Consider the following 15,492-nt stretch of genomic DNA (forward strand, 5'->3'; position numbering starts at 1 on the left):
AGCCATCCCAGAGACTCGACTGACCTGCGCAGTCAGACGACCTATGCCAGGGCGATAGGGTGAAGAGTATGGATCCGCAGACACTCACCGAACTCCTCGACGTCTCCGTCCTCGACCGGCTCGACCGGATCGAGGACCTGCCTGCGGATGAGCTCGCCCGCTCCTCGGCACTGCGCAAGGAAGGCTATTCCGCCGAGGTGACGGCCGGCCTGCTCACCCAGGCACAGCTGCGCAAGGACGCCGTGAAGAAACTCGGCCCCTTCGCCGAGGACATGCTGTTCACCCGCGATGGGCTCGCCCAAGCCACACGACTGCCCGTCGCCGCTCACCATGCCCGCCGCCTCCTCGGCGAGGGCAAGGACACCGGCGGCGACAACGACGACAATGGCGAAACGACAGACACGGCGCCCACGATTGCGGATCTGGGGTGTGGGATCGGCGCCGACTCCTTCGCCTTCGCTGGAATGGGTGCCCAGGTCACCGCCGTCGACGCGGACGAGGTCACGGCCGCGATCGCCAGCTTCAACCTCCGCCACCTGGCCAATGCCAGCGTCGAGCACGCCCGTGCCGAGGACATCGACACCGCCGAGTTCGACGCCCTGTGGTTCGACCCCGCCCGCCGCACGGTCGGGAAGGGATCCAAAAGCGGGTCCACCGCACGCATCTTCGACCCTGAAGACTTCTCCCCCTCCCTGTCCTGGGTCATCGACAAGGCGATCGCGGCGAAGGCAGCGGGGGTCAAACTCGGACCCGCGCTCGACCATTCCCTCATCCCCGACGAGGCTGAGGCGCAGTGGGTCTCCCACGCAGGTGAGGTCGTCGAGGTCTGCCTCTACTTCGGCGCGGCCCGGCAGCGGCCCGGCCGCAGTGCTCTCGTGATGGGTGAGCGCACCCTCCTCGTCCATGAAGATGATCTGCCCGCCGAGGATGAGGACGGTGTCGGTGAGCTCGGCCAGTACCTCCTCGAACCAGACGGAGCGATCGTGCGCGCCGGGCTCGTCACTGCACTGTGCGGACCGCTGCAGGCTCGCCGCGTTCACCCGAAGATCGCCTACCTGACCACCGATGTCGAACCGACGGGCCCTGCTTCGGCCGGGGTCACATCCTATGAGGTCACCGATGTGCTGCCGGCGAAGATCCCCAGCCTGCGCAAGGCCCTCATCAGCCGCGGCATCGGCAAGGTCGTGATCAAGAAGCGTGGAGCTGATATTGTTCCTGACCAGGTCAGGCGTCAGCTCAAGCTGCCGTCAGGAGACAAAGCGACATTGGTCTTCACCCGCCTCGGCGACCGCCATGTCGTACTCCTGACCCAGCCCTGCTGAACCGTCCCACCCCTGCTGTACTCCCTGCACCCCACCCCACTAGGAGAATCCCCATGAACCGCTCCGACGTTCTCATCACCGCCGACGAACTCTTGGCTCGCCTCGCCGATGACGGATCCACGCCCAGGCTGCTCGACGTGCGCTGGACGCTGCAGAAGCCCGATGGTCGCGATGACTTCGCCGCCGGTCACATTCCCGGAGCCGTCTACGTCGACCTCGACACGGAACTCGCCGCGCACTCCGAGACCGATCCCACCGCAGGCCGGCACCCGCTGCCGTCTGCCGAAGCATTTCAGGATCAGGTGCGGGCGTGGGGCATCGACCAGCTCACCGAGGTCGTCGTCTATGACGACAACTCGGGTCAGGGAGCTGCCCGCGCCTGGTGGTTGCTGCAATGGGCAGGAATGACGGCACGCGTCCTCGACGGAGGATTGAACGCCTTCGTCGCCGCCGGCGGCGAGCTGGCAACTGGCCCCAGCGAGCCCGTGCAGCCGAGCACCGTGACGATCACTCCAGATTCGATGCCCGTCATCGACGCCGAAGCCGCGTCCTCGTGGACCGGAGTTCTGCTTGACGCTCGGGCCGGCGAACGCTTCCGTGGAGAGACCGAACCGCTCGATGCCAAGGCCGGCCACATTCCCGGAGCCAAGAGCGCGCCTGCCAGCGAGAACACTGCCGAGGGAAAGTTCCTCGATGAGGAAGCCCTGCGCTCGCGCTTCTCATCCCTCGGCGCACTCGACCAGCCCGTGGGCGTCTACTGCGGCTCAGGCGTCAGCGCCTGCCATAATGCTCTGGCGCTGGCGAGCCTCGGAATCGAGTCGAGCCTCTACCCCGCCAGCTGGTCCGGCTGGTCCTCCGACCCCGCCCGCCCGGTCGCAACCGGAGCCTGACAACCGCAGCAGCCGCAAGCAGCGTTCGCGATCAGCAGTTCCTCACCAACGGTCGGCAAGTTCACCTCGATCTCAGCAGAAAATTCGAGACGGACTTGCCGATCGTTCGTCGTTCACAGTTCCTCCCGGGGACGTGCGAGATCCCTGGTCACGAAGCTGCTGAAATGATCCGCAGGGCTAGTCAAAGACGCCGCGAATCACGTAGCGAAAGTGTCATTTTTGACCCTCCATACATCTCGATTCGTTATATAAGCTCCTCGAACATAACGAGAGATGGGTCATAGAACTGCGGGAAGACGACTCGGAAGAGCGCAACTGTTACAAAAACTTTGATCTTTAATAGCTCTCTGACCTGCATGTTTATAATCTGTCGCAACAAATCCTCCGCCAATGTAACGAAAACGTGACATTAGATCACTGATTGGTTACAGTTGTGAAGGTCGGTCACGAGAGTGCCGACTTCACAGCGAGAACCGCACGCCACGCTCGATGTGAAATCACTACGGACCACAGTGGCGGTTGGGATCTTTCCAATAGGTGACGAGAGGAAAACGTGGCAACTAAGAAGCATGGCCGCCGCGCCGCAGAAGCCAAGGTCAAGACGCCTTTGACCGAACTGACCGACATCCTGAACGCCAACTCCGCCGTCTTCGGACGCCGTGCAGCCGTTGTCGCTGCCAGCGGTGGACTGCTCACCGCAGCCGTTCTTCCGGCAGCAGGACAGGGAGCCGACGACAAGGCCTCAGTCTCTGCCGAAGCCGAGAACCATAAACAGGTTGAGTTCAAGAACCAGACCGCGACAGTCAATGCTGGCGCAGAATCGTCATCCAAGGATGGGAAGCAGGGCGCATCATTCGGCGCAGACGTCGAGACCGTCACTGCTGAGGCCGCTCCCAAACCGGAGCCGAAGCCAGAGCCGAAGCCGGCTGAGACCGTCGAGGAAGAGGCTCCGGCCCCTGAACCGGTTTCGGACGGCTCCGACGACGATGCGAACACCGGCTCTTCCGATTCCGGTGACAAGGACAAGAGCGAGAGCGGCGACAAGGGCGAGAGCAAGGACTCCGGCTCCGGCGATGCCGGTTCGATCGACGGCTCGAAGGCCGAGCAGGTCATCGGCTGGGCAGAGAAGGGCGTCGGCACCCCCTACGTCTACGGTGGAACTTCACAGAGCGGCTGGGACTGCTCCGGCTACACCTCGTGGGTCTACGGCAAGGTCGGTGTCGACCTGCCTCGTAACTCGAGTGCACAGAAGGCTTCCGGCAAGGTCGTCTCCCAGTCGGAGGCCAAGCCCGGTGACCTCATCTGGCACCCAGGCCACATCGGCATCTACGCCGGTGACGGACAGATGTACGATGCCGGTTCCCCAGGTTCGGGCACCTCGAAGCGCAGCTACAGCTGGATGGGCAACGTCACCTTCATCCGCGTTCTCTGATCCAGTTCACACACGAAACCCCTCGCCCGGCTCGATGGTCCCAGCCGGACGAGGGGTTTCTGCATGCCCGCAACCGCTTGTCGGCTACAGTCGGGTGTTTGTCAGCTGCAGTCTGGGGCCTTGTCGCTTCCCTCGTATTCGACGGGCAGCGTGCCCGAAGCGCTGAGATCGCCCTTCAGCCATTTCGCCACGGCCTGCAAGGCATTGGGGTTGCTGTCATAGGCGGTGACCGCCGACTTTGCCGAGGTATTGCGCATCGTCCACGGGGCAGCGGTGCCCACCGCCACCTCGGCGGAAGTGCTCGGGCTCAGACTCACGCTCGTGCCACCGGATCCGACCTTGAGTCCCACATCCTTCGCCGCCTTCGTCAGCGCGGTCTTCTCCTTCTCGCCACCGCCGACGATCGAGATCGAGTCGGTGCCCGCAAAGGAGCACTCGCCCTTCAGCACGGTCAGGGACTTCTCGGCCACATCGGTGAGCACCTTCTGCGGGTCCTCGGCGTCATCACCGTTGATCGCCTTCTGCGTCTCGGCCGTGGCCAACTGCATCGCGACCACGCGTTCGGCCTTCTCCTTCAGCTCGTCCTTCTTCAGCTCGCCGTTGTCCAAAGCTGTGACCACAGCCTGTTGAGCGGCGGCGGAATCGGGCGGCATCAGTGCCAAGTCGGCACCGGCGGACAGCGCCTTGACGGTCTCTTTCCCACTCTGGTTCTGGTCGACGGCCTTCATGTTCAGTGCGTCGGTGATGATGACTCCGTCGAAGTCGAGCGTGTCACGCAGCGCCTGGTAAGCCTTCTTGTTCAGTGTCGCCGGCGTCGTCTTCGCGTCCGGCAGACCGATGTGTCCCATCATCACCATCGGGATTCCGGCGTCGACGGCTGATTTGAACGGCAGCAGATCCGTGTCCTCGAGTTCCTTGATGCTCTTCTTCGACACCGGCAGGCTCTCGTGGGAATCGACGTGCAGACGACCGTGTCCGGGGAAGTGCTTCGCTGAACTGGCAACACCGCCGAGGTGGTACCCGGTCGCGGCCTCGGCGACGACCTCGGCGACCTCCTTGTGATCATCACCGGCCGAGCGCACGTTGATGGCCACGTCCTTCTCTCCTGTGGTGACATCGGCATCGGGAGCGAAATCGATCGTGAAGCCCAGGTCGGTGAGATTCTGGCCCTGCACCTTCGTCGCGGTCTGCGTCAGCTCCGAATCCCCGGTGGCCGAGAGCGCCATGAGCGGAGGGAACGGCAGTGCCCCGGTGCTCAGCCGCGAGACCGGGCCACCCTCCTGATCCACGCCGATCGACACGGGCTGCCCCTTCGACCGGGCCCCGCTGACCGCCTTGGTGACGCCCTTGACCTGGTCAGGCGTCGGATTCTCGGGCAGATTGTCGGCCATGACGATGACCCCGCCGAGGTTGTTGTTCTCAAGCAGATCGACCCCGGTCTGCGTGTCGGTGCCCGACCAGGTGCCGATGATGAGGGACCCAGCGAGTTCATCGTCGGAGAAGGAATCAACGATCTTCTTGGCCTCGTCTGCGAAATCCTCTGGGCTGATATCGGCTGGATCGGTGGCCTGGGCAGATTCAGCCTTCTGCGCCGATTGCGGCGCACCTGCTCCTCCGGTCTTCTCCGGTTGCGGGTCTGACGTTCCGCCGGAGCAGCCGGTCAGAACGAGCACAGCGGTGGCAGCGATGATGGAAAGTCTGGGTCGCATACGCCCCATGCTAATCGCCGAAGCTGAACCAGCGGACGAGAAAGGGGCATCTCAGCCGCCGGTGCAGCTTCGAATCAGAGTACAGTCGTCGGTTCCCAGCGCACTCCGCGGTTCACAGTGCCTCGTGGGCGGCGAGGCGTCGCACGGTCTCCTTTGCGCCGTGTTCGTGCAGGGAGTTCAGAGCTGCGAGGTAGGGCCTGGTGAAGCGGGAGTCCGTGGCCACAGTTCCGAAGAACTGCTCCTGCCTCACGAAGGCCAAGGGATCGGTCGCTTGTGAGCTTGCGACCTGCTGCAGATCTGTGGCGAAACGGTCGACGATGGTGAATGGGTCACCGTGCTCATCATTGCCTTCGGCGTATCTGGCCCAGGATGCGCAGATCGCGGCAGAGACCTCCACCGGTGCACCGGAGACGAGGTTGTCACTGATGACGGGAACAAGCCATTTGGGGATCCGGTCAGAGGATTCGGCGCCGAGGCGGGCCAGGGTGTCGCGAATCTCGGGATTGCTGAAGCGCTCGATGAGTGAGTCCTTGTACCCGTCGAGATCGATTCCCGGCAACGGCTCCAGGCTGGGGGTGCCCTCCTCATCCATGTACCTGCGCAGGTAGACGGCGATATCGGGATTCTCCATCGCCTCGTGGGCGTAGGTGCAGCCGGCCAGGAGACCGAAGTAGGCCAGCCCCTGATGCCCGGAGTTGAGCAGGCGCAGCTTCATATGTTCGTAGGGTCGGACATCGTCGACGACCTGGACGCCTGCCAGTTCGTACGAGGGTCTGCCCGAGGTGAACCTGTCCTCGAGCACCCACTGGAAGAAGGGTTCGGCGACAACGGGCCAGGCGTCGAGCAGCCCGAGAGCCTCTCGCAGCTCGGCCCGATCCTCATCGGTCGTGGCCGGGGTGATGCGGTCGACCATCGCATTCGGAAACGCCACGTGGGCATCGATCCAGTCAGCGAGCTCGGGGTCGACGAGGCGGGCGAAGGCACCGAACATCTTCTTCGCCACGTGCCCGTTCTCCGAGATGTTGTCACACGACTGCACGGTGAAAGGGTCCACTCCGTCGTCTCGGCGGCGGCGCAGGGCCTCGATCACGTATCCGAAGACCGTGCTCGGCAGTCTGCCTGCCTTCAGTGCGGCCACATCTGCGACGATCATCGCATCCTCGGAGACGAACTCCCCGGTCACCGGGTTGACGTTGTACCCGCCCTCAGTGACCGTGAGGGAGACGATGCGGATCGTCTCCTCGCCGAGGAGGTCGATGAGTCCCTGCGGGTCATCGGGTCCGTAGCGGTAGTCGAGGATGGACCCGATGACACGTCGTTCGCGCGTTCCGTCGGGATGTTTCAACGTCAGCGAGTAGAGGTGGTCCTGTTCGGCCAGCGCATCGCGCATGTGCACATCGTGGGGCAGGACGCCGGCGCCGACGATTCCCCAGTCTCTGGCGTTGCCCGCGTTCATGAGGTCATCGACGACCATGGCCATGTGTGCCCGGTGGAAGCCGCCGACGCCGAAGTGCACGATGCCGGGAGTAAGTGCTCCCCGGTCGTAGCCCGGGATGGTGACTCCGCGTGCCGCAATCCGGTCAAGGTTCGATTCGAGCAGAGGCAGAGTCTGCGCGTCCGTGGAATTCATCATCGTCTTTCCCCTGCTGGTCGGTGAGGTCGGGTGAGCCGGCCCAGAGCTCGGTCGATCTGATCGGGCATTCGGTTGAGCCTCATTTCACTGCACCCATCGACAGGCCTTGGACGAGTTTGTCCTGAGCTGCAATGCCGGCGACAAGCACCGGCACTGAGATGATCAGCGAGGCTGCGCACACCTGGGACAGGAACAGACCCTGGGAGGTGACGAAGCTGGTGAGGAACACGGGTGCCGTCGAGGCCGCGGTCGAGGTCAGGACGTTGGCGAAAAGCAGCTCGTTCCACGAGAAGATGAAGCAGATCAGGGCTGTGGCTGCCAGGCCGGGTGCAGTCAGGGGCAGCAGAATCTGCATGAAGACACGGGGAAGTCGGGCACCGTCGAGCTCAGCTGCCTCGAGCACCTCAACGGGCACCTCGGCGAGGAATGATCGCATCATCCACACGGCGATGGGCATGTTCATCGCCGAGTAGATGATGATGAGCAGCAGCCAGCTGTCGAGTATGCCGAACGCCTGGGCGACCAGATAGATGGGCAGCAGCCCCGCGACCATCGGCAGCATCTTGGTCGAGAGCAGGAAGAACAGCACGTCTGACCAGCGTTGGATCCGACGGATGGCCAGGGAGTAGGCGGCCATAGTCGACAGAACCAGGACGATGAGGGTCGAGACGATTGCGGCGACCGCCGAGTTGATGAGGGCGGGCCAAGGACTGACACCGCTGTCTCCGCCGAAGAAGTTGGAATAGGACTCCAGGGTCAGCGGGGCGAAGAAGCTGGGCGGGTTCGTCGAGGCATCGGTTTCGGCGTGCAGACTCGTCAGCAGCATCCACAGCAGCGGGGACACGAAGAGGAGTCCGACGAGCCAGGCCAGGAGACCCAGGAGGATCTTCCCGGTCCTGCGCTGCCCCGGACGGCGCGGTGCGCTCGCCTTCTGCCGGGACGGCTCGGCCCCTGTCTGTTCTGTGGTGCCTAACTGGTCGGCGGCCCCTAGCTGACCGGCAGCTCCTGCCGGGCCCGTGATATCTGGGGTGCTCATGAGTTCTCCTCCTTGAGCAGGGTGGATGCGGTTCGCAGTGCGAAGGTCGCGATGACAAGCGAGGCGATGACGACGATGACTCCGACTGCGGAGGCGACTCCGTAGTCCTGGGCCACGAAGAACTCCTGGTAGATGACATACGGCAGGTTCGCGGTTCCGAGTCCGCCGGAGGTCATCGTGAAGACGGTGTCGAAGTTCTGGACGATGTAGATCGTGCCGAGCAGGGCTGCGAGTTCGATGTAGCGGCGCAGGTGCGGCAGTGTGATGAACCGGAACGTCTGCCCGGGCCCTGCACCGTCGACCAGCGCCGCCTCGTAGACGTCCATGGGTCGCGACTGCAGGCCCGCCAGCATGATGAGCATCATGAACGGGGTCCACTGCCAGACGAGGACGATACCGATGCCCAGCAGCGGTGAGGTGCTCATCAGGTCCGGTTGGGGCGCGTTCTCACCGAAGACGGTGGTCAGCAGTCCATTGACCAGTCCGTAGGAAGGGTTGAAGATCGCATGCTTGAACAGCAGCGCCGCGGCCACGGGCACGATCAGGAACGGAGTGATCATCAGGGTGCGCACGAATCCGCGTCCAATGAATTTGCGATCGAGGAGGAGTGCGATGGCCAGACCCAGCACGGCCGAGACCAGCACCACCGAGACGGTGAGCCCGACAGTGACGAACACTGCACGCAGCAGGTCCGCATTCGTGAAGACCGTGATGTAGTTGCGCAGGGTCCCGAAGCTGATGTCATCGGGATAGGCCGCGTTCCACTTCATGAACGAGATGACGATGGTGATCGCGAACGGAATCTGCGTGACGAGGATGACGAAGATCAGCGCCGGCAGCATCGGAGCTCGCCGCGACCACCGCTCGCGAGCGCTCGAGGATGCGGGTCTGGGCGATGTGGGCGCGGGTGCCGCCTGAGTTCGGCGATCTTGCGCAGGAGCTGACATGGACAACCTCCGGTGATGGACGCAGCGGGTGGCAGTGGTTAACAGTGGACTGCGGTGGGAGCGCGGGTGCTGGGGCGCAGACGCGAAAGCCTGCGCCCCAGCCGCCAGAATCACTTCTTGTACTTGTCTCCGACCTTCTCTGCTTCCTTCTGACCCTTCTGCAGAGCCTTGTCGACAGTGGTGCGTCCGGCGATCGCGGAGCTGATGTCCTCAGAGATGCCCGTCGCCAGGTCGGCGAATTCGGGAATCGTCACGAACTGCACTCCAAGAGTCGGGCGCGGCTGCACACCGGGATTCTTCGGATCGGCGGAGTTGATGGCGTCCTCGGTCTGCTTGTAGAACGGTGCAGCGGCCTTCTGGTAGTCCGCGTTCTCGTAGGTCGAGGTGCGCTTGCCGGCCGGCACGTGCTGCCAGCCCAGTTCCTCGGCAACGGTCTCTTCGTAGTCCTGTGAAGAGGCCCAGGCGACGAACTGCTTGGCCGCATCCTGGTTCTTGCCTGCCTTCTGGATGCCCCATGCCCAGGTGTAGAGCCAGGAGCTCGACTCGGTCTCCTTGACCGGGGCTGCGACATAGCCGATCTTGTCCTTGACCGGTGAGTCATCGGCTTCAAGAGTGCCCGTCGCCGCCGTCGAGTCGTACCACATCGCCACATTGCCCTGCTGCAGGTTGGTCAGGCATTCGGTGTATCCGGCCTGCGGTGCTCCCGACTCGCCGTGGTCCTTGATGAGGTCGACGTAGAAGTTCGCTGCTTCCTTGAACTCCTTGGAATCGACCTGAGCCTCCCAGTTCTCATCGAACCAGGTTCCGCCGAAGGTGTTGACCACGGTCGTCAGCGGAGCGAACATCTCACCCCAGCCGGGCAGGCCGCGCAGGCAGATGCCCTTGGTTCCCTTTTCGGCGCCGTCGACCTTCTTCGCCAGATCGGCCACTTCATCCCAGGTGGGATTGTCCGGCATCGTCGCATCGGCCTTTTCGAAGATGTCCTTCCGGTACATCAGGAAGGAGCCCTCGCCGTAGAACGGCTCTCCGTAGATCTGGTCCTCATAGGTCATCGATTCGGCCATCGGGGCGAGGATGTCGTCCTGATTGAATCCTTCGGCATCGACGACGCCCTCATCCATCGAGGTCAGCCACCCGTTCTTGGCGTAGGTCGGCACTTCGTAGTTCGACATCGAGGCCACGTCATAGTTGCCCGCCTGTGCGGAGAACTCCTGACCGATCTTCGCGCGCACCTCGTTCTCCGGCAGCACCGTGTAGTTGACCTTGATGCCGGTGTCCTTGGTGAAATGCTCCGCGGTGAGTTTCTGCAGGTCCTGCATCTGCGGATTGTTGACCATGAGGACGTTGACTTCTTCATTGCCTCCGCCGCTCGAACTGCCCCCGGCGCCACCACACCCTGCAAGTGTGAGTGCTCCGACCACTCCGATGGCCGCCGCTGTGACAGCCCGGCTCGTGATCTTCTGCTTCATCGTAATTGCCTTCCCTCGTCATTGCGGGATCGCTGCCCGCCGTCGGGTGTGCTTGACGAAAAACATATGAGCATCGGTGCTCATATGTGCAATACTGTGTCATGATTTAATCAGATGTGCAATAGATCACAGATGAGCAGCGAGGTGATCGCTGTCGACCCTGAAGGGAGAGCCATGAGCACAGCACCCACAGCCAGACACCGCCGGTTCCTGGCTCAGCTGGCCAGAGAGCACTACGTCCAGGGCAGTTCGAAGGTCGAGCTCGGCAAGGCCCACGGGCTCAGCCGGTTCCAGATCGCCCGCCTGCTCCAGGAAGCGGTGGACAGCGGGGTCGTCACGATCTCCATCGAGGCCGATGCCAGCGACGAGGATGGCATGGCCGAACAGCTCGCGGCAGCACTCGGGCTGAGCTCGGCGATCGTCGTCGAAGACGACAACGAGACAGACGCCGCTCAGCGAATGGGCAGGGCCGCACTCTCCTACGTCGATCGCCGCGCCCGACCGGGAATGCGCATCGGGCTGGCCTGGTCACGCACACTCGACGCCGCAGCAGAATTCGCTCCCGCACTCCCCCGCTGCACGGTCGTCCAACTCGCCGGTGCACTCCAGCTCGGCTCGCATCGCCCCAGCTCCGGAATCTTCGCCCGGCTGGGCCAGGACGCAGCCGTGACCATGGTCCGACTGCCGGCTCCACTCCTGGTCACCGAGGCCGAAACCGCCGCAGATCTCAGTGCCCTGCCGGAGATCTCCAGTGCCCTGGCAGCGGCCGACGATCTCGACCTCGCGGTCATCTCGGTGGCCGCATGGGCGGAGGAACAGTCCTCGGTGTGGGAGAAGTGCAGTCCCGAACAGCGAGCGGCAGGCGTGGCCGACGGTGCCGTCGCCGAGGCGTCCGGACGTCTCTTCGACGCCGCCGGAGCTGACGTCGACACCATCGACGACCGCGTCATCGCCGTCACCCTCGACCAGCTGAGAAATGCGGCGACCACCGTTGGTGTGGCTCGTGGAGCCCAGCGCGCCGAGGCGGTTCGTGCGGCCTGCGCGGCCGGAATCCTCGATGTCGCCATCGTCGATGAGGCGCTGGCCCGAGAGATCCTCGACCCTGCTGGGTCACAGTCGCAGGCCGCCGCGCAGACCGAGGAATCCCCATGAGCGTCGATCGCAGATTGGTTGCCGGCGTCGATTCCTCGACGCAGAGCTGCAAGGTCGTCATCGTCGACCCTTCCACGGGCGGGATCCTGCGCAGCGGCTCGGCCCCGCACCCGGCCGGGACCGAGGTCGACCCCGAAGCCTGGTGGTCGGCACTGCGGCAGGCGGTCTCCGAGGCAGGAGGGTTCGCCGACGTCGCAGCCGTGAGCATCAGCGGACAGCAGCACGGCCTCATCGCCCTCGATCGACAAGGACAGGTCATCCGCGATGCGCTGCTATGGAACGATCTGCGCAGCGACGCAGCAGCACGAGCACTCATCGCTGAGATCGGTGCCGATGAGTTCGTCGACCGGGCCGGAGTGGTTCCTGTCGCGTCCTTCACCGGAGCCAAGCTGCGGTGGCTGCGTGATCATGAACCCGATAATGCCTCCCGAGTGGCGGCCGTGGCTCTGCCTCATGATTGGCTGACCTGGCGGCTCCTGGGCCACGGGCCAAGCGGTTCGTCTGCACCGCGCGGCCCTGACCTTGAAGCACTCGTCACCGATGCCTCCGATGCCAGCGGAACCGCGTACTTCTCGGCCGTGACCGGACGCTACGACTTCGACCTCTTTCGCGCGGCCTTCGGTGCCCCGGCGCGGGAGGCGACCGGTTCCGCCACGGGCGGCCTCGACACCTCCTCCATCGTTCTCCCCCGTGTCCTGGCTCCCCATGAGAGCGCCGGTCACAGTCCCGAGGGGATCCTCGTGGGTCCCGGTGCCGGCGACAATGCGGCCGCGGCGCTCGGTCTCGGCGCTGCCCCCGGTGATGTCGTCATCTCGATCGGCACCTCGGGGACGGTCTTCAGTCCGACTCGGCTGGAGATCAACGATCCCTCGGGAATGGTCGCCGGATTCGCTTCGACCGACGGCGGGCGGCTTCCCCTCGTCGCCACCCTCAACGCCGCCCGCGTCCTCGACTCCGCGGCAGCGCTGCTGCGGGCCAGCCACTCCGAGGTGGCCGCACTCGCCCTCGCCTCGGTGCCAGGGGCCAACGGCCTCACTCTCGTCCCCTATTTCGAGGGCGAGCGCACCCCCAATCTTCCGCACGCGACGGCTCGCTTGGAGGGCATGACCTTGGCGAATTCGACCCCGGAGAACGTGGCGCGGGCCTTCGTCGAAGGCATGCTGTGCGGCTTGGCGGACGGACTCGACGCGGTGCTGCGTCAGGGGGTCAAGGTCCAACGCCTCCTCCTCATCGGCGGAGCGGCCCGCAACCCAGCAGTGCGAGAGGTCGCCAGGGACATCTTCACCGTCCCCATCGACGTGCCCGAACAGGCCGAATATGTGGCCATCGGAGCCGCCCGGCAGGCGGCATGGGCCCTGACCGGAACCTCGCCGAGGTGGCAGGTCGAGCTCGTCGCGACTCTCCACCCGAGACCCTCACAGGTACGACAGCAGTACCACTCGTTCACCCATACCAGCGTCACCGACGAAACACGTCCCGCCCACGAGAACTCAGACAATGATCACCGCGGATCGTCGGGTGCCCGGGCACCCGTGGAAGGTTGAGATTCACCATGGCAACAGTCACTTTCGATAAGGCGATGCGTCAGTACCCAGAGGCTCTGACGCCATCGGTCAATGAGATCAGCCTCGACATCGCCGATGGCGAGTTCCTCGTCCTGGTCGGCCCCTCCGGCTGCGGGAAGTCCACGACTCTGCGCATGCTCGCGGGCCTCGAACCCGTCGACGGCGGGCACATCAGAATCGGTGATGACGATGTCACCGGGGTCTCTCCGCGGGAGCGGGACATCGCCATGGTGTTCCAGAACTATGCGCTCTACCCGCACATGAGCGTCGGCGAGAACATGGCCTTCGCGCTCAAGATCGCCGGAGTGTCCAAGGCGGAGCGCAATGAACGCGTTCGTGAGGCGGCCAAGCTCCTCGATCTGGAGCCCTATCTCGATCGCAAGCCCAAGGCTCTCTCCGGCGGGCAGCGGCAGCGCGTGGCCATGGGGCGGGCCATCGTGCGGTCTCCTCAGGTGTTCCTCATGGACGAACCGCTGTCCAACCTCGATGCCAAGCTGCGGGTCCAGACCCGTGCACAGATCGCCTCCCTCACGCGCCGCCTCGGCGTCACCACGGTCTATGTCACTCACGATCAGGTCGAGGCGATGACGATGGGCGATCGTGTTGCGGTCCTGGCCGAGGGACGACTGCAGCAGGTGGACACTCCGCGGGCGCTCTACGACCGTCCCGCCAACCTCTTCGTCGCCGGCTTCATGGGCTCACCGGCGATGAACCTCATCGATCTGCCGCTGCAGGAGGGAGTGCTGCACATCGGTGAGTCCGAGGTCCGCCTCTCTGCGGCTCAGCGTTCGGAGCTCACGGATTCTCGTGTCACGGCCGGAATCCGCCCGGAGGACTTCCGGGTCGAATCGGACGGCGGCCTGGAAGTCAGTGTGGAGCTGGTCGAGGAGCTCGGCGCCGATGCCTATGTGCACGGTCGGGCGACGACTGTCACCGGCGACATTCCGATCGTCGCCAGGGTCAGCGGCAGGACCCGTGTGGCCAGGGGCGATACGATCCGGGTTGTCCCCGAGCTCTCACGCCTGCACCTCTTCGACTCGCAGTCCGGTGCTCGTCTGCCCGATGAGGCTGAACGCGCGGCCTGAATGTGACGGCCGATAAGCGGGCGGAGACCAGAAAAAGGGGCGCGGAATACTATGATCGATCCATGGTCGATTTCGCACGCTCACCCCGCTCCACCCTTGGAGTCGAATGGGAACTGGCTCTGTTGGACGGGGACAGCCTTGATCTGACATCCGCCGCCGAGGTTCTCCTCGCCGATGTCGCGCAGCGTGCGCCCGAATTCGAGAAGCGGATCGTGGGCGAAATGCTCACGAACACGATCGAGCTCGTCACCGGCGTCCACAAGCAGGTCTCGGGAATCGCGGAGGACCTGGCCGCTTCCATGGGTGCCCTGCGTGCGCTGACCGAGGATCGTGGGATCGAGCTCATGTCTGCGGGTACGCACCCGTTCGCCCAGTGGCAGTCGCAGGAGGTCCGTGCCAAGGACCGCTACCTCGAGCTCGTCGACCGCACCCAGTGGTGGGGTCGGAATATGCTCATCTTCGGCGTCCACGTCCACGTCGGCATCGACTCCCGTGACAAGGTGCTGCCGATCGTCAACGCTCTCCTGGCCTATGTGCCCCACCTGCAGGCGCTGAGCGCATCATCACCCTTCTGGGGCGGAACCGACACCGGTTACGCCTCGAACCGGGCGATGATGTTCCAGCAGCTGCCGACCGCGGGACTGCCGTTCCAGTTCGATGCCTGGTCTGACTACGAGAAGTACGTGGCCGATATGCTCACCACCGGCATCATCGACAACATCAACGAGATCCGCTGGGACATTCGGCCCGCCCCGAATTGGGGAACCGTCGAGGTCAGGGTCTGCGACGGCCTGCCCACGCTCGAGGAGATCACCGCGATCACGGCTCTCATCCAGTGCCTCGTCGACGACTTCTCTGCCCGCCTCGATGCCGGTGAGACATTGCCGACCATGCCGGACTGGTTCCACGACGAGAACAAGTGGCGTGCCGCCCGCTACGGCGTGGACGCCATCATCATTGAGAACGCCGCGGCTGATGAACGCCTCGTCACCGAGTGCCTGGCCGATGAGGTGGCACGTCTGACGCCGGTGGCCGAACGCCTGGGCTGTGCGGATGAGCTGAACTCCATCACTTCGATCATCGACCGCGGTGTGCCCTACCAGCGCCTGCAGAACGTGTTCCAGGACAGCGAATCGCTGACCGAGGTGACCAGGTCGCTGATCAACGACCTGCGCACCTCATACACCTGAGGGTTCACGCCAGCTTCCGCTCGGAACCGAACCGGACAGCCGGCCGCACTGCCTTAGAGCCG

Annotated in this window: 12 protein-coding genes; 7 read left to right on the forward strand and 5 right to left on the reverse strand. The window is 64.2% G+C overall.

The window, feature by feature from the left end:
* Positions 1-68 precede the first annotated feature (68 nt).
* The 3 genes from LQ788_RS14670 (at position 69) to LQ788_RS14680 (ending at position 3,644) form a co-directional block, all read left to right on the forward strand.
* Positions 69-1,322: a class I SAM-dependent methyltransferase gene (locus tag LQ788_RS14670; protein WP_231442182.1), complete on the forward strand. Its 1,254-nt coding sequence runs from the start codon at positions 69-71 to the stop codon at positions 1,320-1,322.
* Positions 1,323-1,375: 53 nt separating this feature from the next.
* Positions 1,376-2,212 (forward strand): sulfurtransferase, encoded by an 837-nt coding sequence (locus tag LQ788_RS14675; RefSeq protein WP_231442184.1) that lies wholly within the window; start codon positions 1,376-1,378, stop codon positions 2,210-2,212.
* 553 nt (positions 2,213-2,765) lie between these two features.
* Positions 2,766-3,644, forward strand: coding sequence for a C40 family peptidase (locus LQ788_RS14680; RefSeq protein WP_231442186.1), 879 nt, complete (start codon positions 2,766-2,768; stop codon positions 3,642-3,644).
* Between the two features lie 101 nt (positions 3,645-3,745).
* On the opposite strand, the gene LQ788_RS14685 is transcribed toward LQ788_RS14680, so the two are convergent.
* The 5 genes from LQ788_RS14685 to LQ788_RS14705 form a co-directional block, all read right to left on the reverse strand.
* Complete coding sequence (locus tag LQ788_RS14685; RefSeq protein WP_231442188.1) at positions 3,746-5,353, reverse strand: glycoside hydrolase family 3 N-terminal domain-containing protein; 1,608 nt, start codon at positions 5,351-5,353, stop codon at positions 3,746-3,748.
* A 112-nt stretch (positions 5,354-5,465) separates the two neighbouring features.
* Complete coding sequence (locus tag LQ788_RS14690) at positions 5,466-6,983, reverse strand: mannitol dehydrogenase family protein (RefSeq protein WP_231447444.1); 1,518 nt, start codon at positions 6,981-6,983, stop codon at positions 5,466-5,468.
* A gap of 82 nt (positions 6,984-7,065) precedes the next feature.
* Positions 7,066-8,022 (reverse strand): carbohydrate ABC transporter permease, encoded by a 957-nt coding sequence (locus LQ788_RS14695; RefSeq protein ID WP_231442190.1) that lies wholly within the window; start codon positions 8,020-8,022, stop codon positions 7,066-7,068.
* Entirely contained in the window at positions 8,019-8,969 is a 951-nt protein-coding gene (locus tag LQ788_RS14700) for a carbohydrate ABC transporter permease (protein ID WP_029417279.1), read from the reverse strand. Before LQ788_RS14700 ends, LQ788_RS14695 begins: the two co-directional genes overlap by 4 nt.
* Positions 8,970-9,079: 110 nt before the next feature.
* Positions 9,080-10,438 carry an ABC transporter substrate-binding protein gene (locus LQ788_RS14705; RefSeq protein ID WP_231442192.1) on the reverse strand — a complete coding sequence of 453 codons (1,359 nt, stop codon included), beginning with the start codon at positions 10,436-10,438 and terminating at the stop codon, positions 9,080-9,082.
* A gap of 174 nt (positions 10,439-10,612) precedes the next feature.
* Here LQ788_RS14705 and LQ788_RS14710 point away from each other — a divergent pair, with 174 nt between their 5' ends.
* The 4 genes from LQ788_RS14710 to LQ788_RS14725 all read left to right on the forward strand — a co-directional run bounded on the left by LQ788_RS14710 (position 10,613) and on the right by LQ788_RS14725 (position 15,430).
* A complete protein-coding gene (locus LQ788_RS14710) occupies positions 10,613-11,590 on the forward strand; it encodes a sugar-binding transcriptional regulator (protein WP_231442194.1) in 978 nt (325 codons plus the stop codon).
* Positions 11,587-13,134, forward strand: a complete 1,548-nt coding sequence (gene xylB, locus LQ788_RS14715; protein ID WP_231442197.1) for a xylulokinase — start codon at positions 11,587-11,589, stop codon at positions 13,132-13,134. The genes LQ788_RS14710 and xylB overlap by 4 nt, the downstream gene beginning before the upstream one ends.
* Before the next feature lie 8 nt (positions 13,135-13,142).
* Complete coding sequence (locus tag LQ788_RS14720; RefSeq protein WP_231442199.1) at positions 13,143-14,240, forward strand: ABC transporter ATP-binding protein; 1,098 nt, start codon at positions 13,143-13,145, stop codon at positions 14,238-14,240.
* A 62-nt stretch (positions 14,241-14,302) separates the two neighbouring features.
* A complete protein-coding gene (locus LQ788_RS14725) occupies positions 14,303-15,430 on the forward strand; it encodes a glutamate--cysteine ligase (protein ID WP_231442201.1) in 1,128 nt (375 codons plus the stop codon).
* The last annotated feature ends 62 nt before the right edge of the window (positions 15,431-15,492 follow it).

Source organism: Brevibacterium zhoupengii, assembly GCF_021117425.1.
Classification (GTDB): domain Bacteria; phylum Actinomycetota; class Actinomycetes; order Actinomycetales; family Brevibacteriaceae; genus Brevibacterium; species Brevibacterium zhoupengii.

Coding starts and splice junctions, on each gene's coding strand:
- LQ788_RS14705 (WP_231442192.1), bottom strand. CDS start 10,438: ATGAAGCAGAAGATCACGAGCCGGGCTGTCACAGCGGCGGCCATCGGA.
- LQ788_RS14670 (WP_231442182.1), top strand. CDS start 69: ATGGATCCGCAGACACTCACCGAACTCCTCGACGTCTCCGTCCTCGAC.
- LQ788_RS14685 (WP_231442188.1), bottom strand. CDS start 5,353: ATGCGACCCAGACTTTCCATCATCGCTGCCACCGCTGTGCTCGTTCTG.
- LQ788_RS14725 (WP_231442201.1), top strand. CDS start 14,303: ATGGTCGATTTCGCACGCTCACCCCGCTCCACCCTTGGAGTCGAATGG.
- LQ788_RS14675 (WP_231442184.1), top strand. CDS start 1,376: ATGAACCGCTCCGACGTTCTCATCACCGCCGACGAACTCTTGGCTCGC.
- LQ788_RS14695 (WP_231442190.1), bottom strand. CDS start 8,022: ATGAGCACCCCAGATATCACGGGCCCGGCAGGAGCTGCCGGTCAGCTA.
- xylB (WP_231442197.1), top strand. CDS start 11,587: ATGAGCGTCGATCGCAGATTGGTTGCCGGCGTCGATTCCTCGACGCAG.
- LQ788_RS14690 (WP_231447444.1), bottom strand. CDS start 6,983: ATGAATTCCACGGACGCGCAGACTCTGCCTCTGCTCGAATCGAACCTT.
- LQ788_RS14720 (WP_231442199.1), top strand. CDS start 13,143: ATGGCAACAGTCACTTTCGATAAGGCGATGCGTCAGTACCCAGAGGCT.
- LQ788_RS14700 (WP_029417279.1), bottom strand. CDS start 8,969: ATGTCAGCTCCTGCGCAAGATCGCCGAACTCAGGCGGCACCCGCGCCC.
- LQ788_RS14710 (WP_231442194.1), top strand. CDS start 10,613: ATGAGCACAGCACCCACAGCCAGACACCGCCGGTTCCTGGCTCAGCTG.